Genomic DNA, 25,912 nt, shown 5'->3' with positions numbered 1-25,912 from the left:
GAGAATGTGGTTAATGTGCTGATGTGAGAATGTGGTTAATGTGCTGGTGTGAGAATGTGGTTAATGTGCTGATGTGAGAATGTGGTTAATGTGCTAACTAGGTAACGCTAACTTACCACCCCCGTGGCAACAAAGAAGGCCGGCTCTTATGCAGAGCCGGCCTTCTTTGTTGCCGCTTCAAAAGCCTTATACGACCAGCAGCACCTTCTCACATTAGCACATCAACACATTAGCACATCAACACATTCTCACATTAGCACATCAGCACATCAGCACATTCCCACATTAGCACATTACGACAGCCGCCCTTCCTCGCGGCCCGGTTTGGCGCTGCCGCCCTGGCCCCCGGGATTGGCAATGGAGTCGCGCATATCGGTGTCGGCCTGCACGTTGCGCATTTTGTAGTAGTCCATCACGCCCAGGTTGCCGGAGCGGAAGGCATCGGCAATGGCTTTCGGAATCTCGGCTTCGGCCTCTACTACCCGGGACTTGGCTTCCTGGGTTTTGGCGCGGTTTTCCTGCTCCACGGCCACGGCCATGGCCCGGCGCTCCTCGGCCTTGGCTTCGGCTACTTTCAGGTCGGCGTTGGCCTGGTCGATCTGGAGCTTGGCCCCGATGTTGGTGCCGATTTCAATGTCGGCAATGTCGATGCTCAGGATTTCAAAGGCCGTGCCGGCATCCAGGCCTTTGCTGAGCACGAGCTTGGAAATCCGGTCGGGATGCTCCAGCACCTCTTTGTGCGACACCGATGAGCCAATGCTGGTCACGATGCCTTCGCCCACCCGGGCCAGAATGGTTTCCTCGCCGGCCCCGCCCACGAGCTGGGTGATGTTGGCCCGCACCGTAACGCGGGCAATAACGATGAGCTGAATCCCATCCTGCGACACGGCGGCCACGTTGGGCGTGTTAATCACCTTGGGGTTTACCGACGTGGTGACGGCCTCAAACACGTTGCGGCCGGCCAGGTCGATGGCGGTAGCCTGCTTGAAGGTGAGCGGAATGTTGGCTTTGTCGGCCGAAATCAGGGCTTTGATGACGCTGGGCACGTTGCCGCCGGCCAGAAAATGGGTTTCCAGCTCATTGCTGGTCACCTGCAACCCGGCTTTGGTGGCCGTGATGAGCGAGTTGACGATGAGCGTGGGCGACACCTTGCGCACGCGCATCAGCACCAGCTGGAACAAACTGACCCGCACTCCCGAGAAGATAGCCGTAATCCAGAGGCTGATGGGGAAGAAATACAGGAAAACCAGCAGGGCCACGCCGGCAATGGCAACCGGGACAACGGGAAAGTCATTCATAGGAGTAAGAGAATTGGCAAGGCAAGGTGGCGCTTAAATAGCGGAAATAACAGCGGCCGGACAATTCAGCTTTTAGCTCACGGCCTCTACCACGATACGGTTCTGCTCGATGCGTAGCACCCGCACCTCGGCTCCGGTCGGTACGAACTCGCCCCGGGTTACCACTTCGCGGCGGTGCTCGTCAAACAGCACGGTACCCGAGGGGCGCAGGGCCGACAGGGCGCGGCCGGTGGCGCCGGGCTGCACGTCGGGCAGGCGGGCGTCGCGCACATGGCCGTCGTTGACATCCGTCAGGGCCAGCTTCGCCATATTTTTGGGCCGCAGACCGAGGTAGAGAATCACGCCCGCCAGCACCAGCGACGTAACCAGCGTAACGTGGCCGGCCGTACTGCCCAGGTCGCGGTAGCCAAACCAGATGCCGGCGGCCAGCAGGGCAAAGCCGGCCAACCCAACTACGGTGGTGCCGGGAATAAACAGGACTTCGGCAATCAGGAACAGCAGGCCGAAGAGCAGCAGCAGCGCAATACTAATCCAGTCCATGAGCAGAAGGCGAAAAGGGTGAGAATGGGCTAAAGATACGCAGAAAGCCGCCGCGCCAAAGCGGCCATTTGCCGCCTAAAGCGTAGTTTCGCCAGACCTCGGCCGGGACCTGTGCGCCCGTTGCCCCAGGGTAATACCGCGGCTTCCCATGACTTCTGCGCCTTCAGCCCCCGACATTTCTGCTCATGCCCTGCTGGCGGCACTGCTACGGCAGGTGCCTTTTCTGACGGCGGCCGATATTGCCGCTTTCCTGCCGCTGTGGCGCAAGCGCACCAGCCTGAAGCGCGGCGACTTTCTTCTTCAGGCCGGGCAGGCTGAGCACCACCTGTACTTCGTGGGCGAAGGCACGCTCCGGATCTACTACCCGAGCCGGTCCGAGGAAATCTGCGTGGGCTTTGCCTACGCCAACACGCTGGTGTGCTCGTTTCCCTCCTTTGTAGCGGGTCAGCCGTCGGAATACTGCATTCAGGCGCTGCGCCGAAGTGAGCTGATCGGTATCAGCCGCACCGACTTCTCGGCTATGGTGGAGGCGTACCCCAATTTCGCCCGGTTCTGGCGGCTGGAGCTGGAGCGGGCCGTGGTGGGCCGCATCGAGCGGGAAATCGATTTGCTGCTGCCCGAGCCGGAGCGCAGGTTGGCGCGGCTGCTGGCACGCAGCCCCCACTTGTTCCAGCTCATTCCCAAAAAGTACATTGCCTCCTACCTGCGTATGACGCCCGAAACACTGAGTCGGCTGCGCTAAATCTTGCGCTCAATCAAGGTTTGCCAGGGCTTAAGTGAGGAGCTTTGGCTATCTCAAAGCCCTGCCCCTATGAACGCTACCACTTTCCTGGAAACCCTGCACAGCCGGGTGCAGCAGCAGCACACCACCGTCAGTGCCGATTTCGCGCCTTTAGAAGCTACGCTGCTGAATTTCAAGCCCGGTCCCGAAAGCTGGAGCATTCTGGAATGCCTGGAGCACCTGAACCGCTACAGCCGGTATTACAACGAGCGGCTGGCTCAGGCCCTGGCCCGGCCGGCCGCAGTGCCTTCCCGGTAGGTCAGCCACAGCTGGCTGGGTAAAAAGTCTATTGCTACGGTGCGGCCCGAAAACCGCAAAAAGCAGCAGACCCTGGCCCGCATGAATCCCAACCAGAGTCAGCTAGGTGAAGCAGTCGTGGAAGAATTCTTACAGCATCAGAGCCAGCTTCTCGCTTTGCTCACGCCGGCAAAAGAAGCCGACCTGAACCGTAAAGCTATTCCGGTCGAGTTTTTTCGCCTGCTTAAGCTCACTATCGCCGACGCGCTGGAGTTTGCAATAGCCCACCAGGAACGGCACCTGCAGCAGGCCGCCCGGGTACGGCAGCAACTGCGACTGGAGCTCAGAGCGTGAGGCTACATCTAGTCCGTGGACGCAGAAAAGCCCCGTCAGAGCTCTGACTTGTCCTTACCCAAATCTTAAGAAGAGCGCCGGCCGGGAGGCCGGCGCTCTTCTTAGGCGCCGTTGGTAGCTTGCGGGCATGCGTATTTCGACACACTTTGGCGACCCGCAGCAGTGGGCGCACACGCATTTTGCTGGAGTGGCGCTGGGCGACGTGCGCCGCAGTCGGTGGGTGGTGCAACTGGCGGCGGGTTGGGCCCGGGAGCCCGGGGCGAGTATTCCGTGCCTGAGCCAGGGGCAGGCCTACGCCAGTAAGGCGGCCTACCACTTGCCGGGGCAAGCGCAGACCACGCCGGATGCGTTGCAAAACCCTCCCCGGCAGTTGGTTGCACAGCAGCTGCCCGCCCCCGGCACTTACCTCCTGGTCGAGGACACGAGCGAACTGAGTTGGCCCGAGGCGGCCGGGCGTCGGCCCGGCCTCGGGCCAGTGGGGCCGGGCAAGGCCACGAGCCAGGGGGGGGGCTGCACTCGCTGGTGGCCGCCGGCTGGCCCGCGCAGGACCCCGACCCGGCCGCCAAACGGCCCGCCTTGCCGCTGCTGGGCCTGCTGAATCAGCAATTTCACGTCCGCCAGCCGGTGCCGGAAGCCGAAAAAGACTATCCCCACGGCGGCTCGCGCCTGCGCCAGGGCCGCGCACGCGAGTCGGCGCTCTGGAGCCACAGCCTGCGCCACGTGGGCAGCGCGCCGACGGGCACGCGCTGGGTGGTGGTGGCTGACCGGGGGGCCGACATCTACGAGCACTTGCCGCAGTGCCACGCCCAGGGCCTGGGCTTCGTGGTGCGGGCCGCCCAGGACCGGGCCCTGGTGGCGGGGCCGGCCAAAACGCCGGCTGGCCGCCTGTTCGAGCTGGCGCGGGCCCAGCCCAGCGTGGGCACGTTTGCCCTGGCCCTGCGCGGGCGGCCACAGCAGCCGGCCCGCGAGCTGGTCTTGCAGGTCAGTTTCAGTCCGCCACTGGCCTTACGAGCCCCGCAGCGGCCTGGTGGGGCCACGGGCAAGGGGGAACCGGTGCCCGGCAGTGTGGTGCGGGTCTGGGAAGAAACGGCCCCTGACGCGGCCCCCGGCCTGGAATGGCTCTTGCTCTGCGACCAGCCCATCACCGATTTCGCCCAGGCCCTGACCTGCGCCCGCCAATACACCAGCCGCTGGCTGATTGAAGACTTTCACAAAGTCCTGAAAACGGGGCTCAGGGCCGAAAAGCTCCAGTTGCAAACCGCCACCCGCCTCTTCGCGGCCGTGGCCCTGCTTAGCCTCGTGGCCCTGGCCCTGGTGGACCTGCGCGAGAAAAGCCGGCTGGAGCCAGATGCGACCGCCGAGGCCTACGGACTCACGGCCAAGGAGTTACGGGTGCTGCGCCACCAAAGTCGGCGCTCCTTGGACACGGTCTGGACCGTGTATTTGGCCCTGGCCGCCCTGGGCGGGCACCTGGGGCGCAAAAGCGACGGCCCACCCGGCTGGCAAACCCTCTGGCCCGGTCGCCGCAGCCTGCGCCTGCTCGTGGAAGGTGTCCAGATGGCTGCCCAACTACTTGATGATTAGTAACCAAAAAAAGCGCCGACCCTTCGGCCGGCGCTTTGCGCGATTTGGGTAAGGACAAGGCGTAGTCGTACGTCGGGGCTTGCTGCTGAAACACTGTTTCGCTCATTGTCCAGGACGGATTGCTTCGTTCCTCGCCATGACCATGAAGCTGTTCAGGGCAGCATCAGTCCTCGTGGCCCGGCACGGCCGCCGGGGCCGGCGCGTTGCGCAGCTCGGTGGCTTCGCGGGCCAGGCGCTTCTTCTCACTTTCGGAGGCGGTTTTCGGCAGCTGGTCGAGGTCGGGCTGACCGGCATCGACCCAGCAGGTGTACCAGTAGGCCCCGGTGAGCCGCACGGCCAGGCGCAGCTGCCGCTCTACCTGTCCGTTCAGGCGCTGGTGATACTCGTTGGTGAAGTCGCGGGAGTACACGCGCACGGTCTGGTTGCCCCGCTCCTCGAAGCCGTATTTGCGGTCGTCGGCAAACTTCGCCGTCAGCTCCTTCTCCAGCCGCAGCACCGAGTCGACGGCGGCGTGGGAGCGGCCCACCACGGTCCAGATGGTTGCGGTGGGGTTTTCCAGGTAAGGGGCGGGGCCCACGAAGAAGTCGTAGCTGGCGCTGAGCACTTCCGGTATCCGGCTTTCCCAGAAGCCGTGAATGCCGCGCTGCCCGCTGAGCTGGCCGTTGTAGTTGCGGGTGGTGTGCAGCGGCACGCAGGCATCGGCAACGTAATGGCCCAGGTCGGCGGAGAGGCGCAGGATATTGTCGGCGTCGCGGGTGCGGAAGGCCTCGGTGAGCTGATACTTCATCCGGGTCACGTGCCAGGGCACGATGCCGTGGCGCTTCAGCGAGTCTTCGCCGTAGCGGGCCACGGCATCGGCCCAGTTGTGGGGCAGCTTAGCCAGGGCGCTGTCGCCGTAGGCATCCACATCCAGAAAGTGCCGCGGGGCCTCGTCGGGGACCACGGCGCGGCGCGAATCGGGCCGGGTGGCGTTTTCGGTCAGGTAGTCGATATTGGTTTTGTAGAACCCGATCATTTCGGGCGGCAGCGTGAATACCGCCAGCCGGTTGATCAGCCGGTGCCCAAAGAACCCCCAGGCCTGCGGCTGGTGGGGCAGCAGCAAGCCTACTCCCAGGAGGCCAATGAGTAGTGTTTTCTTCACACAAAATCATTTTATAAGTCAACGGAAGACTGCTTCGAATGTAGAAATAATTACCCGGTAACCAGGTGCCCAGTAAAACGCCATTCCGAGCCTGCCGAGGAATCTCGCGGGCTGACGTCAGATTAGTAGTCCAACATCAGCCCGCGAGATTCCTCGGCAAGCTCGGAATGACGGTCAGAAACGTAAAAAGGCTATTACCGATTACCGGCGGCCCTGCCCGGCGAAACGCATGCGGTAGTCGGCACTCACGTCGCCCTTGCTGATGCGGGTGAGCTTGCCTTTGATAAGCTGCTTTTTGAAGCTCGAAATCAGATCGGTGAACAGGATGCCTTCCAGGTGGTCGTATTCGTGCTGAATCACGCGGGCCGTCATGCCGGAGAAGGTTTCTTCGTGGGTCACGCGGTTTTCATCCTCGTAGCGAATCACGATGGTCTCGTGCCGGAACACCATTTCGCGTACGCCCGGAATGCTCAGGCAGCCTTCTTCAAACCCCCATTCCTCGCCGGTTTCACTCACCATCACCGGGTTGATGAAGGCGCGCTTCACGGGTGCTTCCATGGGGTCGACTTCAACCGAATCTTCCGCTGCTTCGTCTTCTTCATCCTCGTCGTCGAGCATCGGGGACGAGTCGATTACGAACAGGCGGACGCTTTTGCCCACCTGGGGCGCGGCCAGCCCGACGCCGTGGGCGTGGTACATCGTGTCGTACATATCCGCCACCAGCTGCTTCAGCTCTTCGGCCGGCAGCGTGGCCGCGAGGTCTTTGGCACGGGTTTTCAGCACCGGGTCGCCAAAGGCTACAATAGGGTAAATCATCGGGATTCGAGGAAGGATTGCAAAATTAAGGTGGCGCTCACCCGGTCGACGGTCGCTTTGTCGCGGCGGTCTTTTTTGGACAGCCCCCCGGCCAGCATCGCCGCCTGGGCCATGCGCGAAGTGAAGCGCTCGTCTATTTCATGGATCGGCAGGTCCGGCAATTCCCGGCGCAGGGTACGCAGCAATCCGACCACGGCGCTGGTTACGGTGGTATCTTCGTTGAGCAGCGTGCGGGGCATTCCGACTACCAGCGCGGCCAGCGGCTCGCGCTGGTGGTAGGTTTTGACGTAGGCCAGCAGATCCTGGCTATGAATTGTTTCCAGCGGAGTGGCAATGATCTGAAGCGGATCCGTCACGGCCAGTCCGACGCGCTTGTTGCCGTAATCGATGGCAAGAATTCGGCCCATCGCAGAGAAAAAGAAAAAGAGACAACTATGCTGTCACCTTTAAAGGTACAGCCGGGCGCCGCAAAGATACGACAGTCGGGGCAAAGGCGACTTATCTTATTGGCAGGCAAGTCAGACCCCGGACCGCTGAGGTTGTTAGCCGGGCGACGGTAACAGGAGCTTGATCGAATCACACTCTTCTTTGTAAAATCATAAAATTATCTGCGGCCTGCGGCGGCTTTCCGCTAACCGGTTAACCGGCATTTACCGGTTGTTCAGGGGTGTAATTGCTTTTAATAAATAATAAATTGCACTGTTATTGGAAAATTAATATACAGTGATGGATAGCTTGGTTTTCTTGGAAAAGTTTCAATAATTTTGAAGGCTTACCTCCGCTGCAAGTTTTTCATTATCGACTGAACTTGCACTCTCTCAACTGCTTATGACCGACGAGCTAAACGCTGCTCCGAAGCCTCATTCCGTGGCTGAGCTTTCTGCCCCCCCGCGCAATACGCGGGCGCAGATTCGCCAGCCCCTGTTGCTGGCGCTCGTACTGGCCTGTGGGATCCTGCTGGGAGCAAACCCATTCCGGGCATCGGAGCAGAATCCGGACGGTACGGCCCGCGGCTACCTCAAGTTTAAGGAGATTCTGAGCTACGTCGACCGGGACTATGTCGATTCGGTGGATGCGGAGGCTCTTTCCGATTATGCCATTGCCCGCATGCTGGAGCGGCTCGACCCGCACTCAGTGTTCATTCCGGCCAAGCAGCAGCAGCAGGCGTCGGCCTTTCTGCAAAGCGACTTTGACGGCGTTGGCGTCGAGTTCAACCTGTTTCACGATACCGTCACGGTGGTTTCGCCCCTGAGCGGCGGCCCGGCCGAACAGGCCGGCCTGCAGCCCGGCGACCGGATCCTGGCCGTGAATGGCGAGCGGGTTTCGGGCGTCCACATCACCACCGAGCTGATGTTCGGCAAGCTGCGCGGCCCGCGCGGCAGCAGCGTCCAGCTGCTGGTTCAGCGCCGGCACCAGTCCAAGCCCATCAACGTGGCCGTGAACCGCAACCGGATTCCGAACAGCTCGGTGGATGTGGCTTACCTGATGGACAACGAGACGGGCTACATCAAAGTGAGTCGTTTTGCCAGCGGCACCTACGACGAGTTCAAGCAGGCCCTCGGCGACCTGAAGCGGCAGGGCATGACCCGCCTCGTGCTCGACCTGCGCGGCAACCCCGGCGGCTACCTCGACCGGGCCACCAAGCTGGCCGATGAGTTTGTCAGCGGCACCAAAAAGCTGGTGTATACCGAAGGTAAAGGTGACCAGTACGACACCCAGATTTACTCCCGCACCCTGGGCGAGTTTGAAGACGGCCCGCTGGTGGTGCTGGTAGACGAAGGCAGCGCCTCGGCTTCGGAAGTCGTGGCCGGGGCCCTGCAGGACCACGACCGGGCCCTGGTAGTCGGCCGCCGCACTTTCGGCAAAGGCCTGGTGCAGCAGCCCATTGCCCTGAACGACGGCTCGGAGCTGCGCCTGACTATTGCCCGCTACTACACGCCTTCGGGCCGCTCGATTCAGAAGTCGTACCGCAGCGGGGTGGAAGCCTATGAACAGGAGCTGACGCGCCGGCAGCAGCACGGGGAATTTTTCCACGCCGACAGCATCCATTTCGCCGATTCGCTGCGCTACCGCACCGCCCGGGGCCGCACCGTGTACGGCGGCGGGGGCATCATGCCCGACCTGTTCGTGCCCCGCGACACGTCTGCTTACTCAGCGTACTACACCCGTCTGCAGAGCCATAATCTGATCCGGGAGTTTGCCCTGAACTTCTTCCAGGACCACCGCGAGGAGCTGGAGGCTATGCGCTTCGAGCAGTTCAACACCACCTTCCGCATCTCCGACGCCCAGCTTCAGGCCCTGACGGCCAAGGCCAGCCGCGACGGCATCCCGAACGACGTAGCCGGCATGCGCCGCTGCACGGCGCTGGTGCGCAACCAGCTCAAAGCCTACATTGCCCGCAGCGCCTACGGCAAAACGGCCTACTTCCAGGTGCTGCGCGAGCAGGACAACGAATTGCAGCAGGCTTTCCACGCCGTAACGGACGGCAATGCTTCCCTGATGCAGGGTATCACGATGAAGCAATAGCGGAGCAAAACCAGACTAAAAGAGCAGGCCGAAACGTACGTTCCGGCCTGCTCTTTTTAGCCCCAGCAGGGCGATATGTCGGTAGCAACGGAGCAGGATAATATAACAAAGCCCCAGTGGGGCGACATCTTCGATGCGACGATTGGGGTCGCCCCGCTGGGGCTTTTGAACGGCCTGGCAGGCCTTTCTCTACTGCCGTGCCGCCCCACTGGGGCTATGCAAAGCCGGCAGTTGATGGAGCGTTACTGCTTATCGCTCGTCAGGTCGTGGTAGAGGAACTGCTTGTCGACGGCGGTGAAGGGCTGGCCGTCGACTTCGGCGTAGGGGTAAATGAAGTAGTTGAGCGGGGAGCCCTGCTGCTGGGGCGCTAAGGTCAGGTCGCGGCCCCGGGAGAATTCGAGGCGGTTTTCGTCGTGGGCCCCGAAGAAGTAGGTGCGCCGGGCGGGGTCCTTGGCGGCTTCGGAGGCATCGACGGGAACCCAGCCGGTGGCCGGGGTGTAGAACTCAGCCCAGCAATGGTAGCCTTTCACCTCGCCCGTGCCCCGCTCGGGCGGCAGCGGAAAGCCGATGCTGAACCGGGCCGGAATGCCCAGGGCGCGGCAGTAGCCAATGAACACGGCGTGAAAATCGGTGCAGTTGCCCCGGCGGGCATCGCAGGCGTAGTAGATGTCGCCGCGGCCCCAGCCCTGGCCGGTCTTGTCGTATTGCACCGTTGCCACGACGTGGTTGTAGATGGCCCGGGCTTTTTCCAGGTCGGTCTGGGCGTTGGCTTTCGTCACCACTTCCAGGGCCCAAAGCCTGATTCTGGGGTCGAGGGGCACGAGGTTGTCGGGTTGGAGCCAGCGGCTCATATTGGGGTCCGCCACTTCCTTGGCCGCCGTTTTCGCGGGCTGAGCCGGGAGCATAGGGTTAATATGCTCCCGGCGGCGGGCCTGGACCTGCATCGTAACGGCAAAGCCGGCCGGCGGTGGGTCGGTCACCTTCAGGTGCAGCACCTTATTACCGTACTGCCCGGTCAGGATTTCATAGGCATAGGGCGAAGTGATCTTCAGATCGGTAATGTCCTGCGACTTGTCGGGGCGAGGTACGGGCAGCCAGAGGTCGAGCTGCCGGGCGCCGGCGGGCAGGTCGTGCACTTTAGCGGTGTAGTCGAACGAAAACGTGCGGCTCCGCAGCGGGGCAGCGGCCGGGGTTTTCCCGGCGGGGGCGAGGCTGTCGACGGCGAAGGCCAGCAGCAGGGGCCAGGTAAGAGTAGGGAAAAGCACGGGAATCGGGAAAGTGAGAGGGCCGGAGCAGGCCGCTAACCAGGTGGGGCGCAAGTTATGGCCTATTCCCGCTCCGCTGGCTTTTGGGGGAGATGGGAAGAGCGGACTTTAACGCCGCGCCCGTTAGAAGCCAAATGCGGACGGATTGGTTTACTCAGGGTTGAAAACCTGGGGGAGCAGGCCCTGCCGGGCGGCCTGAATCGTGCTGTTGCCTCCGCCGTTTCTAAACCGGGCTGCGTACCTTCACGCTACGGACTCCCCCCGTTTTCCCACCCGCAACGCTACTTTCCGTATGGCTTACTACCACCGCCTGGGTCAGATTCCGCGCAAGCGCCACACCCAGTTCCGCCAGCCCGACGGCACGCTCTACGCCGAGCAGCTCGTGGGCACCCTGGGCTTCCACGGCGTATCGTCGCTGCTCTACCACGTTCACCCCCCCACCCAGATCAAGCGGGTGGGCGAGCCGGAGCCCTACGGTCCGAAGCTGCTCAAAGACCGGCCCCTGGCCCCCAGCCACCTGCGCACCCTGGCCCAGACCACTACCGGCGGCGACTACCTGGCGGCCCGGCAAACGATGATCGGCAATGCCGACGTGACGCTGAGTATCTGCAACCCCACGGAGCGGCGGATGGCGTACTACTACAAAAACGCCCTGGCCGACGAAGTGATTTTCGTGCACGAGGGCAGTGGCGAGCTGTGGAGCCAGCTGGGCATCGTGCGCTTCGAACCCGGCGACTACGTGGTGATTCCGCGCACCATTATCCACCAGCTGCACTTCGATGAAGGTCCGGTCCGGCTGCTGATCATTGAGTCGTTCAGCCCGGTGGAAACCTGCCGGCGCTACCGCAACCACTTCGGCCAGCTGCTGGAGCACTCACCCTACTGCGAGCGGGACATCCGGCCGCCGGCCGAGCTGATTACCGGCGACGTGCAGGAGTCGGGCGAGTACCTGGTCAGGATCAAGAAGGAAGGCTACCTGCACCAGCTCATTTACGCCCACTCGCCCTTCGACGTGGTAGGCTGGGACGGCTACTTCTACCCCTACGCCACCAGCATCCACGACTTCGAGCCGATTACCGGCCGGCTGCACCAGCCGCCGCCCGTGCACCAGCACTTCGAAGCCCATAACTTCGTCATCTGCTCGTTTGTACCCCGCCTGTTCGACTACCATCCGCTGAGTGTTCCGGCGCCCTACAACCACTCCAACGTCGATTCGGACGAGGTGCTGTACTACGTGGCGGGCAACTTCATGTCGCGGCGCGGCGTGGACCTGGCCTCGTTTACGGTCCATCCGAGTGGTATTCCCCACGGGCCGCACCCGGGCACGGTGGAGGCCAGCCTGGGCAAGAAGGAAACCCACGAGCTGGCCGTAATGGTCGATACGTTCCGGCCGCTCTACCTCACCGAAGCGGCGCTGCCTTACCTCGACGAGAAGTATCCGCTGAGCTGGAGCCCCGACTTCCAGCACGAGCCGCCCCGCGCCGCCGATATGATGGATTGACGTTTGCCAGGACTGCGACCAAGGCCCGAAAGCAGCTACCTGCCCGTTGCCACTCCACCCCGCTCTGGACCACAGTTCTCCCCCTTTGCTTTCAGCTTCCTTTCCTTACTCCATGAAAAAGTCCTTCCTGCTTGCCCCGCTCCTGTTGCTGCTGGTGCTGGGTACTTTCAGCTGCAAAAAAATCAACGAGCTGCTGACCTTCGAAATTACGGATACCCAGAGCTTCAAGATTCCGGTTACGCCTCTCGTCGGGGGCCTGCCCGTAACGCTGAACCTGCCCATCCCGGTGACCAACAAAGCCTCGGAAACCTTCAGCAAGAACAACACCCGCGCCGATCTGGTGAAGGATGTGGTGCTCACCAAGCTCACCCTCACCGTCACCGACCCCACCACGGAGACGTTTGACTTTCTGCAAAGCATCAAAATTTCCATCGGCACCGACCAGAACGACAAGGTGGTGATGGCCCAGCTGAACAACGTGCCCCGCGGCGCGAAGAGCATCGAGCTGGTTTCGACCAACGCTAAGCTGGACAAGTACATCAAGGCGCCGAACTACACGCTCTATACCGAGGTCACCGTGCGCCAGGCCACGACCCGGGAAATCACGGTGCAGGAAGAAACCCGCTTCAAAGTAACCGCCGACCCACTGTAGGCCGAGCGGTTATACTCGGAGGGGCGGGGCTTGCGCCCGCCCGTCGTTGCACGAATTTCTGCGCGGGTAGCTACGGATAAGAGTTGTTCCCAAATACTAAAAAGGAGGCGTCATGCTTCGACTTCGCGGACGCCAGATGAAGCATGACGTTCTGTTTTTTTGGATGTTTGAGTATTTGGGAACAGGTCTATAGGCTAATGCACTACCATCACCTTGCGGTGCAGACTGTAATCGCCTACCTGGGCGTGGCGGCCGTCGCGGCCCGCTGCACCTGCATCCGGTCGATGAAGGGGAAGCTGCTGCCCGAGCTGCCGGGGTTGGAAAGGTGGAAAAAGTAGAACGCGCCGGCCGTGTCGGCTACCACGCAGGGGTCGCCCCACACGCCCTAGGGCGAAGTCAGGGGCCGCCAGGTCCAGCTCTGCCCGCCGTTGGTACTGTAGTACTGGTTGCTGCTGTTGGCCCCGGCCACCAGCTCCCGGGTGTTCCTGGGGTTGATGGCAATGGACGTCTCTTCCGGGCTGCTGATGGTGCTCACCAGCACGTTGGGGTGCGCCGACTGCGCCCGCAGGCGCAGCATCGGTAGCAGCGTCAGCAACATAACCGGGAATAGCTTTTTCATCATTGCGCGGCTTTGAGCAGGTCGTTGTAGTACGCTACCAGCCAGACCAGATCCGGCACCTGCTCGTAGCGGAGTTTCTTTTCGGTGGCGTAGGCCGCCACCCGCGGGGCCTGCCGGCCGAAGAGCTTTGCCCCCGCTTTACGCTTCAAGGGCAGCTCCTCCACTCCATGCTGGCCGGGTTTGGCCACGAACAGCCGGGTTAGCCGGTTAACGGAAGCGGGCCGGGTTTCCAGGTTGTAAGCGGCAATCCAGTTGGCGGACTTTTCCTCGAGCGTGTGCAGCAGCAGCAGGATCTGGAGCGGCCCCGGGGTCAGGACTTCGAAGAAATTCCGGCCGTTGGCTGCGCGGCTTACCGGGCGGGTTTCGAAGGTGTGGCTGCCGGGCTTACCGGCTGCGCCCGGCGTGAAACCCCGGAGCCCGCCCACCGGCACGATGCGCAGCCCGGCCGGCCCGCCGGAGTCGCGCACTTCCACGAGGCGCCGGGCAACGTTGTAGCGGACGGCCGCCACGCCCACTGTCTCCCCGCCGGCCGTCCGGAGCGTGCCCGGTTGCCAGTCGGGCGTGAAGTAGGCTTGCTCGGGAGTGAGAGCGGCTTTCGCCACCACCCGGTCGTACTCGGAGGGCGAGTAGTAGCCGGCCGATAAGGCGCGTACTTCCTGCGGGGTAAGCATCCGCGCCTGGGCCCGGCCCGTACGGCCGGCAAGCCCCAGCAGGACGCCCGCCACGGGAAATACGGAGTAACGGCCGTGCATGGCTGGGGAAGGGTTAAGTCCGCCGGGGCGGCTGAATGGTTATTTCACGGCCTGCTTCAGCGGGTTAAAGTGCTCTACCAGCATGACTTCGCTTACCAGCCGCTGGTAGTCGGCGGGAGCCAGGGCCGAGCGGGTGGCTACGTCTACTTCCCGAATGCTGTAGGCGTTGGGCGTGCAGGCGTTGTATTGCTGCTTGTCCTGCGCGGTAGCCTGCACCTGAGCCATCGTATGACAGCAAGGAAAAGGGCAGGGCCAGGCCTAACAGCCTGCCGGCAGAATAAACTGACACGACGGAATGAAATAGGAAAATAGAACCTGAAAAATGAGGCGGGGCTTAGCGGTTGCGGCCGTACTGCTCGTGGCTGCTCACCCAGTCGGAGCTGCTGATGGCGGCGCCCAGGCTCAGCTCGCCGGCCAGGACCACGCCGGCTACAATTTCGGCAAACTTATTCACCGTGCCCCGGCCCACGCAGCCCAGCATCCGCAGGCACTCGTTCTGGGTGGCCAGCCCCGTACCGCCGCCGTGGGTGGCCACGATGAGCGAGGGAATGGTGATGCTGATGTACAGGTCGCCTTCGGTCGTCACTTCCGAATACAGCACGCCGGCGCTGGACTCCGACACGTTGGCTACGTCCTGGCCGGTGGCAATGAACAGGGCCGTGATGCCGTTGGCCGAGTGGGCGCCGTTGTTGTTGGCTCCCGACAAAAAGGCCCCCACGTTGCTGACCTGCCCGTGGTAGGCCAGCTGCTCGGGCGTCACGCGCATGCGCTGCTGCAGAATGTCGCGCTTGATTACGCACTCGGCCACCACGCGCTTGCCCCGGGTGCGCATCACGTTGATCTGGGAGGCCTTTTTGTCGGTGGCGAAGTTCGATTCGAGGTAGAAGTGACGGATGGGGGCACCCTTATACTGTTCCAGAATCCAGGAGCAGGCGGCGAAGGTGGCGCGGCCCACCATGTTCTGCCCCGCCGCGTCGCCGGTGCTGTAGTTGAAGCGCAGGAAGGCGAACTTGTTGGACAGGTAGGTATCGACGTACTGCAGCTTGGCAATGCGGGACGTGCTTTCGGCCTCGGGCCGGATCAGCCCGATATTCTCCTCCACCCACCTGCCAAAGTCCCGGGCCCCGCGGGCGTCGTCGAACACGAACACCGGGGCCCGCTGCATGGCGTCGCCGATGACGGTGCACTTGGCCCCACCGCAGAGGTTCAGGAGGTGAATGCCGCGGTTGTAGCTGGCTACCAGGGTTCCTTCGGTAGTCGCCATCGGAATCAGAAAGTCGCCCTGGGCGTGCTCCCCGTTCACGCTCAGCGGCCCGGCCAGGCCCACCGGAATCTGGGCCACGCCCGTGAAATGCTCGCAGTTGCCCTGCAGGTCGTGGGCGTCGAAGGAGTAGTGCTTGAGGTGGGTGAACTGCTGGCCCGAAAAGTCCTCGGCGAAGCGCTGCCGGGCCTGAATGGCGGCGTCGGAATAGTCGTCCTGGTCCTGGCGCGGAATGCGGGGGCGGTTTTCGGGGATGCTGACGATAGAGTCTTCCACCTCCACGCTCAGGTCGCCGAACGGGTCGGCGGCAAACTGCACCTGCACGGTGTGCAGGCCTTCTTTGAGGTGCCCGGTGGCCAGGTGGAAGGTGGCCGCCTGCCCCACCGGCAGCGTGAAGCCGGTGTGGTCGGCGTTGAAAACGGTGGCCGGTCGCACGTCGCCATTGCCCAGGTCCAGGGCAATATCCTCTACGCCAATGCGCACCCCATTGAGCTGCACGTGGTCGATGCGGGTGATGCGCACGGTATCGAGGCGGTTCTTGATGCTGAAGGCCACGCCCTCGGGCGTGTTGTGCAGGCTGCCGCGGGTATAGAGCAGCTTGAGCAGCATGGGACTGGGCGTGAAGATCATGAAGCGGGAATAGTTAGGCAGGGAAGTAGCGGGGAGTAAAGTGCGAATTTTTCGGGAATAGACGCGCTTCCTGTCGCTACTCCGCGGGCCGATAAACGACGGGGCCTTGCGGGGTGCTACTTGCTGATTGGGTCTGCCCGTAATCAAGTATCTCCGTTCGTCATTGCCAAGCCGCCCATCGGCGCCACGTCATAATCGGCTGCTGGTTTTCCCGCCTGCCCGCCGGCGGACGTTGGGAATCGAGCGGCTGAGCCTGGCGGGATAAGCCGCGGAGTCAGGGCTGTAGCCTAGGGCTCGAAAAACTCCCGGCCCCGCGCGTCCACGTAGCCGGTGCGGCCGTCGGGGGTGGTCACGCGGGCTACGCCTTCCACGAAGGGTTCCGCCGCCCGGTATTTGGGCGGCACCAGCAGGCGGCCATCGTCGGCGAGGTAGCCGAAGCGGCCCTGCTGCTCCACTACCGGCAGGGCGAAGCCGTTGGCCTCGGAAGCCCGGATGGCGTCGTATTCCAGCGGCAGCACCGGCTTGCCCTGGCCGTTGAGGACGCCCCATTTCGCCCCTTGCCGAACGAAGAGCAGCCCCTGGTAATTTTCCTGAACCTCGTCATAAATCGGCGGTACCACGGCCTGGCCTACCGTGAAGCGGAAGCCGACTTTACCGCCCTGGCGGGTTACGTCGCCGTGGGTAAGGAAATCACTTTCCGGTTCCGGCTCGGCTGGCGTGCGGAGGCGGTTGCCGCTGGTATCGAGGTCGTAGGCTTCGCCCCGCAGCTCCACGGGGGCGCGGCCCCGGTGAAAGTTGCCGGCTTTGGTAAACTGCACCGGCGTAACCGGGTTGCCCGCCCCGTCGATGTAGCCGTAGAGCGCCCCCTGCCGGATCCAGGCCACTTCGCCCACGAAAGGGCCGGCTTCATCATATTGCAAGGGCAGCACCAGATGGCGGCTCAGGTCGGCATACCCCCATTTGTCGCCCCGGCGGAACGGGACGAGACGGGCCGTAGTGATCTGGGCGGCCCCCAAAGCCGTGAGCAGCAGCCCGGCCAGGAGCAGGCGGGCCGGGCGTTCAAGAGCAAGTCGGAGCGGCAGGAGGCGGGGCATTGGGTCTAAGATACACAACCGCGGTAAACAGTGGGCCCCGGAATGGGAATTGGGGGGACTCTTCCTGCCCGGGGGGGACCAGCAGCATCGTTCGGGGCGCTGGCTACCAGTCAAGACCAACTGGTTTGCTCCCTTATGCAACCGGCGGGCACGACAAGTGTATCTTTGAGCCCGATAGGCGTTGCAACGCCCGCCTTTGCTCTATGTCATCACCGTCTACTTATCCCCGCTTTACGCTCGGCAGCCGCCTGACTGAAGAGCAGCGGGCGTTTTTTCGCCACCACGGGTTTTTACACTTCCGTGCTTTCCTGCCCCTCGATCAGGTCCAGGCTTTGCTGCGGGCGGCGGAGCAGGTACAGGCCCAATGGCTGGCGGGGGGGGTGGAAAAGGTCAACGGCGTGCCCATCAAATACGGCCGGGACGTGGACGGCACGCCTATCGTGCAGCGCTTCGCCTTCGCCTCCCACTACAGCCCCGTGCTGCACGAGTTTCTGCAGGACTCCCGCTTTGAGGCGCTGTTTCCCCTGCTCGAAACGCCGAACGGCCGGGTGGGGGAGAACGAGAAGGACGGCCTCGTTATCAACCACTACGTGAACGTGACGGGCAGCGAGTTCAGCCAGATGGGCTGGCATACCGACTCGCTGCGCGACGTGTTCTACGGCAAGCGCATCGGCCCCATGCTCAACGTGGGCGTCCACCTCGACGGCACCCCGGCTACTAACGGCGGCCTGCGCCTGCTGGCCGGCACCCACCAGCAAACCCTGCGGGAAATGCTGTTCCGCAAGAAGTACTACAAGGATGTGGGCCCCGACGACCAGGAAATAGCCGTCGAAACCGAACCCGGCGACCTGACCGTGCACGACGGCCGCATGTGGCACCGCGTGGCCCGCTCGCCGCTGGTGGGCGAAGTCTCGCGCCGCCGGGTGATGTACGTGCCCATCGTCGGCGGCAAGTATGCCCCCAAGCACGCTAACAGCGCCACCCCGTTCTACCTGCGGTTTCTGCACCTGGTGAAATAATTTTTCAATGAGCCATGAACAGTGAGCAATGAGCAATTTCGTTCAGATGCCGCGCTCAACGGCTCATTGCTCACTATTCATGGCTCATTGAAGATGTTTGCTCTCATTACCGGTGCTTCCCGCGGAATTGGCCGCGCCCTGGCCCTCGAGCTGGCCGGCCGCGGCTACAGTCTGCTGCTCACGGCCCGCTCCGAAGATCAGCTGGAGCAGCTGGCGGCCGAAGTCCGGCAGCGTCACCAGGTAGAGGCGCGCGTGTTTGCCGCCGACCTGGCGGCCCCCGGTGCCGGCGCCCGCCTGGCCGAATGGGCCGGCGCCCAGACGACGGAGCTGGCGGTGCTGGTAAATAATGCGGGATATGGCCTGTGGGGTCGGTTTGAGGAGCTGCCGCTAGCCCGGCAGCAGAACATGCTCCAGCTGAATATGCTGCTGCCCGTTGACCTGACCCACCACCTGCTGCCCCAGCTGCGGCGGCAGCCCAAAGCCTACATTCTGAACGTGGCCAGCACCGCCGCCTACCAGGCCGTGCCCACGCTCACGCTCTACGCGGCCAGCAAAGCCTTTCTGCTCACCTTCAGCCGCGGCCTGCGCTACGAGCTGCGCGACTCGCCGGTATCGGTTACCTGCCTGAGTCCCGGGGCCACCACCACCGACTTCGCCGACCGCGCCGGCATGAGCGCGGGCCTGCAGGAAAAAGCCGCTAAGCTGTCGATGACGGCCGGACAGGTAGCCAAAATCGGCGTAGCAGGCCTGCTGGCCGGGGAGGCCGAAGTGATTCCCGGCGCCCTAAACCTGATTTCCGCCAAGCTCACCAGCTTCGTGCCCAAGTCGGTGACGGAGAAAATAGCGGCGGGCATCTACGAGAAATACCTGAAGTAAGCCCAATCACTCGTCGGTCATCCTGAGCCGGCGAAGGACCTCCCTCCTTCCGCCCGGTCAGACGCCCGGCAATGCACGAAGCCCTTTGCCATTTCGGTGGCAAAGGGCTTTGCTCATTCAAAAATCTCTATCACTCATCCCGGGAAGGCTCTTCGTCTCTGCTTTAAGCGCAGAATGCTCAGGCTGACCGACGAGTGAAACCCACGGTCCGGCGCACCAGGCGCCCGGCCAGCCAGTAGCTCAGGCCCGCGAAAAACGGGGCGGCCAGCACGTCGTAGGTGTAGTGGGCATGCTGCACCAGCACCAGGGCCCCCACGGCGGCAGTAGCGGCCAGCAGGCTCCACCGCCACCCACGCGGCGGTACCGCCAAAGCCAGCAGGAACAGCGTGGCGGTATGGCCGGAAAAGAACAGGTCTTTGGTAATCGGGGCCGGCCCACCGTAGAAGAAGACGTCCACCAGCGGGTCGCGGAGCAGGAGCAGGCCGGTGGGCGGGTCGAGGGGAACGAGCCAAAGGGTGAGGGTGCGCAACAGATGCAGCAGCAGGTAGGCCCACAGCCCGTGCAGCAACCGCCGCGGCCGGGGCAGCAGGTAGCTCAGCGTCGCGCCGATGCTCAGGTAGATCAGGATAAACGTGGGGAGCGACACGTCGTGGGCAGGCAGCGCGGCCAGCAGCGGGTCGGCCAGCACCACGCCGGGGCGGGCCTGGAGGTAGGCAAAGAAGGGCGGTAGCCGCGCGGCCAGCAGCAGCAGCAGCCCGATACTCAGCAGCAGGCTCCGGCGGAAGGCGGGTTGGGCCCAGGCCGCGGGCCAGGGCAGAGAATCGGGTGGGGAAACGAGGGCCCGGCGGGAAAGCGGCATGGCGGCGAAACAAAGGAAAGTCCGGTAAAAATAGCGGGCTGCCCGCGGATGCGGGGAATGACGACCAGTGTCGTACCTTTTGCCGGCGCTTTTCCGCTGATTCCGATGAAGACTCTCTCCTCCGCTGCGGCCCTGCTCCTGACCGCTACGCCCGGCCTGCTGGCGCAGAATGCCGCCCTCGATGCCCGCATTGCCAAACTGGCCGCGCAGGCCGAACCTAAGGTAATAGCCTGGCGCCGCGACCTGCACGAGCACCCCGAGCTGGGCAACGAGGAAACCCGCACCGCCGGCATTGTGGCCGCCCACCTGAAAAGCCTGGGCCTGGAGGTGCAGACCGGCGTGGCCCGCACCGGCGTAGTCGGCATTCTGCGCGGTGGCAAGCCCGGCCCCGTAGTGGCCCTGCGCGCCGATATGGATGCGCTGCCCGTTACCGAAGCCAACAATCTGCCCTTCGCCTCGAAGGTTCGCACCACTTATCTGGGGCAGCCCGTGGGCGTGATGCACGCCTGCGGCCACGACACCCACGTGGCCATGCTGATGGGCGCGGCGGAAGTACTGAGCCAGGTGAAAAAAGATTTGCCCGGTACCGTGAAGTTCATCTTTCAGCCCGCCGAGGAAGGCTCCCTGCCCGGGGAGGAAGGCGGGGCCAAGCTGATGGTGAAGGAAAACGTGCTCGACAACCCCAAGGTCGATGCCGTGTTTGGCGTGCACATTCAGGCCCAGACGGAGGTGGGCAACCTGCGCTACCGCCCGGGCGGCGAAATGGCCAGCTCCGACCGCTTCACCATCAAAGTAATCGGCAAAGGCGCTCACGGGGCCTACCCCTGGAACAGCGTGGATCCGGTGGTGACGGCGGCCCAGATTATTATGGGGCTGCAGACTATCGTCAGCCGCCAGGTGAAGCTCATCGATGATGCGGCCGTGGTCACGGTGGGCACTATCCACGCCGGGGTACGCTACAACGTGATTCCGCCCGACGTGGAAATGAGCGGCACCATCCGGGCGCTGAATCCGGCGGTGCAACAGGAAATCTGGGCTTCGGTGCGCCGCATTGCCACCAACATTGCCGAAAGTGCCGGGGCCACGGCCGAAGTGAACATCGAGCCCTACGTGCCCGTGACGTACAACAACGAGAAGCTGGTGGCGCAGATGCTGCCCACGCTGCGGGCTGTGGCCGGGGCCGCCCAGGTAAGCGAGCAGAAAGCCGTAACGGGGGCCGAAGACTTCTCTTTCTACCAGGAGAAAGTGCCCGGCCTGTTCCTGTTCGTGGGCGGCATGAGCAAAGGCACCAACCCCGCTACCACTGCCGACCACCACACGGCGGGCTTTCTGATTGACGAAAGCGGGCTGACGCTGGGCGTGAAAACTCTGGCCACCCTGGCCGCGGACTACTTAAGTCAGAAACGGTAGCCAGTTTTGCCGCTGAGCCGTATTAGTTTGTTTTTCAGCCGGCCACCTGTACAACTCATTATCCTATGCACATTGCCCTAGTCACCTGCCAGAGTCTGGCTCAGTACGCGGCCCCCACCGTGGATGATGAAGATGCTCTGCTGCTGCGCTACCTGCGGGACAAAGGACACGTGGTAACCGCTGAAATCTGGTCTGATCCGGCCGTGGATTGGCTGGCGTACGACCGGGTGGTGCTTAAATCGCCCTGGGACTACTTCGACCGGGTGCAGGAGTTTTACACCTGGCTCGACCAACTCGAAACGTCAGGTGTGCCGCTGCTGAACCCCGTGGCGCGGGTGCGCTGGAACAGCGACAAGAAGTATCTGGCTGAAATAGAGCAGGCCGGCGCCCGCATCGTCCCCACCCACTGGCTGACCCGGGGCGCGCGGGTGGAGCCCGATGAGCTGTTTGCGGCCCTTGGCACCGACCACCTGATTGTGAAGCCGGCCATAAGTGGCGGGGCCAAAAACACGTTTGCCCTCACCCGGGCGGAGGCCCAGTCGGCCATTGAGCGGCTGCAGCCGCTGCTCTACGAGGAGGATTTCCTGGCCCAGCCCTTCCTGTCCCAGATTCAGACCGCAGGCGAATGGTCGTTTATTTACCTGGGTGGTCAGTTCAGCCACTGCGTCCTCAAAACCCCCAAATCCGGCGACTTCCGGGTACAGCATTATCTGGGCGGCAATATTGAGCCCCGTACCGCTCCCGCCCACCTTCTCATCACCGCTGACCAGCTGGTGGCAAAATTTGCCCCCGACTGCCTGTACGCCCGCGTGGATGGCGTGGAGGTTCAGGGCGAGCTGCTGCTTATGGAGCTGGAGCTGATCGAGCCCTTCCTGTATCTGGCTTCTGCCGAAGGAGCCCTGGCCCGCTACGAGGAAGCCCTCCAACGGGCTATGGCGGGCAACGCGAAGTAATCCGTCCTCTGGAATGTACCGGGCCTGGTTACACTCCCCGCGCAGTGGCTTGCGAAAACGCCGCAGGGGCGGGGCCAGCCCCGCTCCCTACTTCGCTACGAGGATAAAGCCGCCGGCCCTGACGGATGCCAACGGCGGGGCTGGCGGCTGAAACAGGGGTTTGTGCGTTGCCCAGTACGGATTGCTTCGGCTACGGCTTCGCCCTGACCGGTCGTCACCACGTCAGCCGAAGCCGTTTACCGTGAACCCGCCATCCACGCTCAGGCACTGGCCGGTGATGTAGGCGGCGGCCGGCAGGCACAGAAAGGCTACCGCCGCGCCCACTTCTTCTGGTTCCCCGATGCGCTTCATGGGCGTGCGGGCCAGAACTTCCTGTAGATAGGCCTCATTGCCCAGCACCCCGGCCACGAGCGGCGTCCGGATATACCACGGAGCTACGGCATTCACCCGAATCTGGTCGGGGGCCCACTCCACGGCTAAGTTGCGGGTGAGCTGTACAATAGCGGCCTTGCTCATGCCGTAGGCCGCGCCGGTACGCACGTGGGTAAGGCCCGCCACCGAGGCCACGTTCACGATGCTGCCCCCGCCGGCCCGCTGCAGCAGCGGATACGCTGCCTGGCACATCCCAAATACCGATTCGAGGTTGGTGGTCATCACGTGCTGGTATTCTTCGGCGCTGTACACGGCCGTCGCCTTGCGGATGTTGGTGCCCACGTTGTTGACCAGAATATCGAGCTGGGGCCACTGCCGGCTTACCTCGTGCAACAGCCTCTGCCGCTCGTCGGGGCGGCTGACGTCGGCGGCCAGAGCGTGGGCATCGTAGCCCCGGGCCCGCCATTGCGCTACCTGGGCCGCCAGATCGGCTGCCGTGCGGGCTACGGCTACTACGGTAGCGCCGAAACGGAGCAGCTCCTCGGCGGCCGCGGCCCCGATTCCTTTGGACGCGCCCGTAACTAAAGCAATCCGGCCGGTCAGATTCCAGCGGTGGTTTATGGTATCCATGGGTTTAAAGCGGGTTTGACCGGGGAGAAAGTGTATAAAATTTTGGCTTGTAATAGCCGGATCACAGATTAAAATATTGCGGGATTACTTCATTGTCAGGGGACCAGTGGCTCTGTGGGCTTATATCGTATTTTGTGTATTTAATTATCATATTTTCAAAAATACCTTTAGTTTATTAAGATAATTCCGATAAAACCGGAAAATACCTACCTTGCCAACACTCAAGCAACCTTGAGAAAAATATCACGCTCTCTTTCATCTGCCAGCAACACTTTCATGACAAAAAAGTACCCAGTTGTAGCGCTGCTGCTCGCCAGTGGCCTTGTTTCCTCTACTGTTCAGGCCCAGGATGATGCCCGGGTTCAGCAAAAAGTAATGGCGGAGAACGGAACCCCCGCGCTGGTGGCCTTCCGCGCCGAGAATTCCGCTTACTCGCTGAACGACGCCCGCAAGGCTTTTGCCGAGCAGCTGCAGCTGAGTACCAACGACCAGATGCTCCGTAGCAAAACGGAGGTCGACCAGCTTGGTTTCGCCCACGAGCGGTACGAGCAATATTATAAAGGCATCAAGGTAGAGCATGCTTCCTACACCCTGCACGCCAAGCAGAGCGCGGTAGTGAGCATGAGCGGCGACTTTGAGCGCATCAGCAACCTGAACGTGACACCAGCCCTCACTGCCCAGTCGGCTTTGCAGGCGGCGCTGCGGTTTGTGGGGGCCAAGAAGTACATGTGGCAGGACGCGGCCGAAGAAGCCGGTCTGAAGCAGCAGGACCAAAACCCATCGGCAACCTACAAGCCCCAGGGGGAGCTGGTCATCGTAGAAAACCAGCGCGCCATTGGTAGCGAGCAGCTGGGCCAGCCGGTGCTGGCCTGGAAATTCAACGTGTATGCGCAGCAGCCGATCAGCCGCGCTTTCATCTACGTGGATGCTCACACCGGCGAAGTGGTCCTGCAGGATAACATCATCAAGCACGTGGGCGCTACGGGCACGTTTGCCACGGCCTACAGCGGCACGCAGAGCAGCGCCACCGAAACGGCTACCGGCGGCTACCGCCTGCGGGAGCTGACCCGCGGCCTGGGCATCGAAACCTACAACTGCAAAAAGGGCAACAGCTACACCGCGGCCGTCGACTTCATTGATGCCGACAACAGCTGGACGGAGTACAACAACGCCAACTTCGACAACGCCGCCCTCGATGCCCACTGGGGCGCACAGAGCACTTACGACTACTTCAAAAACGTTCTCGGTCGTAATTCCTACAACAACGCCGGGGCCAAAATCAAGAGCTACGTCCACTTCGACGACACCCCCGGCGGTGCCGGCTACGAAAACGCGTACTGGAATGGCTCGGTGATGACCTACGGCGACGGCGCTACCCGTTTCCGGCCCCTGACGTCGCTCGACGTAGCGGCCCACGAAATCGGCCACGCCGTGTGCTCCAGCACCGCTAACCTGACCTACTCGAACGAGTCGGGGGCGCTGAACGAAGGCTTCTCCGACATCTGGGGCGCCGCCGTGGAGTACTACAAGGCTCCCGCCAAGCAAACCTGGCTGATCGGCGAAGACATCGACAAAGTGCGGCCCGCCCTGCGCTCGATGAGCAACCCTAACGCCGAAAGCCAGCCCGACACCTATGGCGGCACCTACTGGTACACCGGCACCGGCGACAACGGCGGCGTGCACACCAACTCGGGCGTGCTCAACCATTGGTTCTACCGCCTCACCGTGGGCGGCAGCGGCACCAACGACAAAGGCACCACGTTCAGCGTGGCCGCAATCGGCATCGACGCCGCGGCTAAAATTGCCTACCGCACCGAGAGCGTGTACCTCACGGCGTCGAGCAACTACGCCGCGGCCCGCACTTACTCCATCCAGTCGGCCAAAGACCTGTACGGTGCTGGGTCGGCCCAGGAAATTGCCGTGACTAACGCCTGGAGCGCCGTGGGCGTAGGGGCGGCTTACAACACTACCCCGCCTCCCGCCGCCGTTACCTACTGTGCTTCGAAAGGCACGAGCGTAGCCTACGAGTTTATCGACTACGTGAAGCTGGGTACGCTGGTCCGCACTTCGGGGGCTGATGCCGGCTACTACAACGGGACGGCCCTGGCCGCTCCAAGCATCGGCGCGGGTACTTCGCAAACGGTCAGCTTCAGCGCCGGCTTCACCGGTACGGCGTACACCGAGTACTGGAAGATCTACATCGACTACAACAAGAACGGTCTGTTCACGGATGCCGGCGAACAGATCGTAAGCGGCTCAAGCAGCAGCGCAGCCACGCTGACGGGTACCTTCACGGTGCCCGCAACGGCCAAATCGGGGGCCACCCGTATGCGCCTGATTGTGAGCGACAACACGGCTACGCCCAGCTGCAACAGCTACAGCTACGGCGAAACCGAAGACTACACGGTGAACATCACCGGTGGCGCGGCTCTGACCGGCGGTTCTTTGGCCGGCACCAACTCGCTGACCGGCGGCACGCCCCTCGGCAACGAGCAGGCCAAAATCCTGGAAGTGTATCCTAACCCGGCCAGCAATATGCTGCACCTGAGCCTGCCCGGCAATGCTGAGGCGGTATCGGTGAACGTACTGGATGCCCGGGGTGCGGCCACCATGGGTGCCCGCTACGAAGGCAACGGCCAGCTCAACGTGGCTGCTTTAGCCAAGGGGATGTACATGCTGACGGTAAGCGATGGACAGAAAGTGTTCCACCAGCGCTTCATCAAGGAATAAGTAGTCCCCACC

General features: G+C 62.8%; 27 protein-coding genes and 1 pseudogene. 13 read left to right on the top strand and 15 right to left on the bottom strand.

The window, feature by feature from the left end:
• Positions 1–293: 293 nt before the first annotated feature.
• The 3 genes and pseudogenes from floA to ABD833_RS19430 all read right to left on the bottom strand — a co-directional run.
• The gene (floA, locus tag ABD833_RS07075; RefSeq protein WP_345071922.1) at positions 294–1,298 is read right to left on the bottom strand and encodes a flotillin-like protein FloA; all 1,005 of its coding nucleotides are present in this window, start codon (positions 1,296–1,298) and stop codon (positions 294–296) included.
• A 72-nt stretch (positions 1,299–1,370) separates the two neighbouring features.
• Positions 1,371–1,607 carry an NfeD family protein gene (locus tag ABD833_RS19435; RefSeq protein WP_486326960.1) on the bottom strand — a complete coding sequence of 79 codons (237 nt, stop codon included), beginning with the start codon at positions 1,605–1,607 and terminating at the stop codon, positions 1,371–1,373.
• A 27-nt stretch (positions 1,608–1,634) separates the two neighbouring features.
• Positions 1,635–1,880 (bottom strand): annotated as a pseudogene (locus ABD833_RS19430) (hypothetical protein); the annotation flags it as partial.
• A gap of 106 nt (positions 1,881–1,986) precedes the next feature.
• On the opposite strand from ABD833_RS19430, the gene ABD833_RS07065 reads away from it, so the two are divergent.
• The 5 genes from ABD833_RS07065 to ABD833_RS07050 all read left to right on the top strand — a co-directional run bounded on the left by ABD833_RS07065 (position 1,987) and on the right by ABD833_RS07050 (position 4,794).
• The gene (locus ABD833_RS07065; protein ID WP_345071920.1) at positions 1,987–2,580 is read left to right on the top strand and encodes a Crp/Fnr family transcriptional regulator; all 594 of its coding nucleotides are present in this window, start codon (positions 1,987–1,989) and stop codon (positions 2,578–2,580) included.
• A gap of 69 nt (positions 2,581–2,649) precedes the next feature.
• Positions 2,650–2,877 carry a hypothetical protein gene (locus ABD833_RS07060; protein ID WP_345071919.1) on the top strand — a complete coding sequence of 76 codons (228 nt, stop codon included), beginning with the start codon at positions 2,650–2,652 and terminating at the stop codon, positions 2,875–2,877.
• A gap of 39 nt (positions 2,878–2,916) precedes the next feature.
• A complete protein-coding gene (locus tag ABD833_RS07055) occupies positions 2,917–3,210 on the top strand; it encodes a DinB family protein (RefSeq protein WP_345071918.1) in 294 nt (97 codons plus the stop codon).
• A gap of 127 nt (positions 3,211–3,337) precedes the next feature.
• Entirely contained in the window at positions 3,338–3,808 is a 471-nt protein-coding gene (locus ABD833_RS19330; protein ID WP_425553583.1) for an IS4/Tn5 family transposase DNA-binding protein, read from the top strand.
• Entirely contained in the window at positions 3,733–4,794 is a 1,062-nt protein-coding gene (locus ABD833_RS07050; protein ID WP_345071916.1) for an IS4 family transposase, read from the top strand. The genes ABD833_RS19330 and ABD833_RS07050 overlap by 76 nt, the downstream gene beginning before the upstream one ends.
• 163 nt (positions 4,795–4,957) lie before the next feature.
• Here the strand turns inward: ABD833_RS07050 and ABD833_RS07045 are convergent, their stop codons facing one another.
• The 3 genes from ABD833_RS07045 to ruvX form a co-directional block, all read right to left on the bottom strand.
• Positions 4,958–5,935 carry a zinc dependent phospholipase C family protein gene (locus ABD833_RS07045; protein ID WP_345071915.1) on the bottom strand — a complete coding sequence of 326 codons (978 nt, stop codon included), beginning with the start codon at positions 5,933–5,935 and terminating at the stop codon, positions 4,958–4,960.
• A gap of 201 nt (positions 5,936–6,136) precedes the next feature.
• Entirely contained in the window at positions 6,137–6,751 is a 615-nt protein-coding gene (locus ABD833_RS07040) for a peptide deformylase (RefSeq protein ID WP_345071913.1), read from the bottom strand.
• A complete protein-coding gene (gene ruvX, locus ABD833_RS07035) occupies positions 6,748–7,158 on the bottom strand; it encodes a Holliday junction resolvase RuvX (protein WP_345071911.1) in 411 nt (136 codons plus the stop codon). The genes ABD833_RS07040 and ruvX overlap by 4 nt, the downstream gene beginning before the upstream one ends.
• A gap of 460 nt (positions 7,159–7,618) precedes the next feature.
• Between ruvX and ABD833_RS07030 the strand changes: the two genes are divergently transcribed.
• The gene (locus tag ABD833_RS07030) at positions 7,619–9,277 is read left to right on the top strand and encodes a S41 family peptidase (protein WP_345071909.1); all 1,659 of its coding nucleotides are present in this window, start codon (positions 7,619–7,621) and stop codon (positions 9,275–9,277) included.
• A 242-nt stretch (positions 9,278–9,519) separates the two neighbouring features.
• Here the strand turns inward: ABD833_RS07030 and ABD833_RS07025 are convergent, their stop codons facing one another.
• Positions 9,520–10,542 carry a transglutaminase-like domain-containing protein gene (locus ABD833_RS07025; protein WP_345071907.1) on the bottom strand — a complete coding sequence of 341 codons (1,023 nt, stop codon included), beginning with the start codon at positions 10,540–10,542 and terminating at the stop codon, positions 9,520–9,522.
• A gap of 292 nt (positions 10,543–10,834) precedes the next feature.
• On the opposite strand from ABD833_RS07025, the gene ABD833_RS07020 reads away from it, so the two are divergent.
• Both ABD833_RS07020 and ABD833_RS07015 read left to right on the top strand, forming a co-directional pair.
• Entirely contained in the window at positions 10,835–12,043 is a 1,209-nt protein-coding gene (locus ABD833_RS07020; RefSeq protein WP_345071905.1) for a homogentisate 1,2-dioxygenase, read from the top strand.
• Positions 12,044–12,155: 112 nt separating this feature from the next.
• On the top strand, positions 12,156–12,695 hold the full coding sequence (locus tag ABD833_RS07015) for a hypothetical protein (protein WP_345071904.1): 540 nt from the start codon (positions 12,156–12,158) through the stop codon (positions 12,693–12,695).
• A gap of 235 nt (positions 12,696–12,930) precedes the next feature.
• On the opposite strand, the gene ABD833_RS07010 is transcribed toward ABD833_RS07015, so the two are convergent.
• The 6 genes from ABD833_RS07010 to ABD833_RS06985 all read right to left on the bottom strand — a co-directional run bounded on the left by ABD833_RS07010 (position 12,931) and on the right by ABD833_RS06985 (position 17,051).
• Complete coding sequence (locus tag ABD833_RS07010; protein WP_345071903.1) at positions 12,931–13,077, bottom strand: hypothetical protein; 147 nt, start codon at positions 13,075–13,077, stop codon at positions 12,931–12,933.
• 3 nt (positions 13,078–13,080) lie between these two features.
• Positions 13,081–13,293, bottom strand: a complete 213-nt coding sequence (locus tag ABD833_RS07005) for a hypothetical protein (RefSeq protein WP_345071901.1) — start codon at positions 13,291–13,293, stop codon at positions 13,081–13,083.
• 20 nt (positions 13,294–13,313) lie between these two features.
• Complete coding sequence (locus ABD833_RS07000) at positions 13,314–14,066, bottom strand: hypothetical protein (protein ID WP_345071899.1); 753 nt, start codon at positions 14,064–14,066, stop codon at positions 13,314–13,316.
• A gap of 39 nt (positions 14,067–14,105) precedes the next feature.
• Complete coding sequence (locus ABD833_RS06995; RefSeq protein ID WP_345071898.1) at positions 14,106–14,291, bottom strand: hypothetical protein; 186 nt, start codon at positions 14,289–14,291, stop codon at positions 14,106–14,108.
• A gap of 109 nt (positions 14,292–14,400) precedes the next feature.
• Positions 14,401–15,957, bottom strand: coding sequence for a hydroxymethylglutaryl-CoA reductase (locus ABD833_RS06990; RefSeq protein ID WP_345071897.1), 1,557 nt, complete (start codon positions 15,955–15,957; stop codon positions 14,401–14,403).
• 287 nt (positions 15,958–16,244) lie between these two features.
• Positions 16,245–17,051 (bottom strand): WG repeat-containing protein, encoded by an 807-nt coding sequence (locus ABD833_RS06985; RefSeq protein WP_345071896.1) that lies wholly within the window; start codon positions 17,049–17,051, stop codon positions 16,245–16,247.
• A 203-nt stretch (positions 17,052–17,254) separates the two neighbouring features.
• On the opposite strand from ABD833_RS06985, the gene ABD833_RS06980 reads away from it, so the two are divergent.
• Entirely contained in the window at positions 17,255–18,070 is an 816-nt protein-coding gene (locus ABD833_RS06980; RefSeq protein ID WP_345071894.1) for a phytanoyl-CoA dioxygenase family protein, read from the top strand.
• Positions 18,071–18,163: 93 nt separating this feature from the next.
• Positions 18,164–18,946 carry an SDR family NAD(P)-dependent oxidoreductase gene (locus ABD833_RS06975; protein ID WP_345071893.1) on the top strand — a complete coding sequence of 261 codons (783 nt, stop codon included), beginning with the start codon at positions 18,164–18,166 and terminating at the stop codon, positions 18,944–18,946.
• Between the two features lie 178 nt (positions 18,947–19,124).
• Here the strand turns inward: ABD833_RS06975 and ABD833_RS06970 are convergent, their stop codons facing one another.
• Positions 19,125–19,805: a phosphatase PAP2-related protein gene (locus ABD833_RS06970; protein WP_345071891.1), complete on the bottom strand. Its 681-nt coding sequence runs from the start codon at positions 19,803–19,805 to the stop codon at positions 19,125–19,127.
• Positions 19,806–19,910: 105 nt separating this feature from the next.
• Here ABD833_RS06970 and ABD833_RS06965 point away from each other — a divergent pair, with 105 nt between their 5' ends.
• Both ABD833_RS06965 and ABD833_RS06960 read left to right on the top strand, forming a co-directional pair.
• Positions 19,911–21,215, top strand: a complete 1,305-nt coding sequence (locus tag ABD833_RS06965; RefSeq protein ID WP_345071889.1) for an amidohydrolase — start codon at positions 19,911–19,913, stop codon at positions 21,213–21,215.
• A gap of 65 nt (positions 21,216–21,280) precedes the next feature.
• Positions 21,281–22,168, top strand: a complete 888-nt coding sequence (locus tag ABD833_RS06960; protein WP_345071888.1) for an ATP-grasp domain-containing protein — start codon at positions 21,281–21,283, stop codon at positions 22,166–22,168.
• Between the two features lie 222 nt (positions 22,169–22,390).
• Here ABD833_RS06960 and ABD833_RS06955 read toward each other — a convergent pair whose 3' ends face one another.
• Complete coding sequence (locus tag ABD833_RS06955) at positions 22,391–23,170, bottom strand: SDR family oxidoreductase (protein ID WP_345071887.1); 780 nt, start codon at positions 23,168–23,170, stop codon at positions 22,391–22,393.
• A 276-nt stretch (positions 23,171–23,446) separates the two neighbouring features.
• Here ABD833_RS06955 and ABD833_RS06950 point away from each other — a divergent pair, with 276 nt between their 5' ends.
• Positions 23,447–25,900, top strand: a complete 2,454-nt coding sequence (locus ABD833_RS06950) for a M4 family metallopeptidase (protein ID WP_345071886.1) — start codon at positions 23,447–23,449, stop codon at positions 25,898–25,900.
• Positions 25,901–25,912 lie beyond the last annotated feature (12 nt).

The sequence above is a fragment of the Hymenobacter fastidiosus genome (genome assembly GCF_039539565.1).
GTDB classification, from domain to species: domain Bacteria; phylum Bacteroidota; class Bacteroidia; order Cytophagales; family Hymenobacteraceae; genus Hymenobacter; species Hymenobacter fastidiosus.
This window is presented reverse-complemented; position numbering and strand designations above follow the sequence as displayed.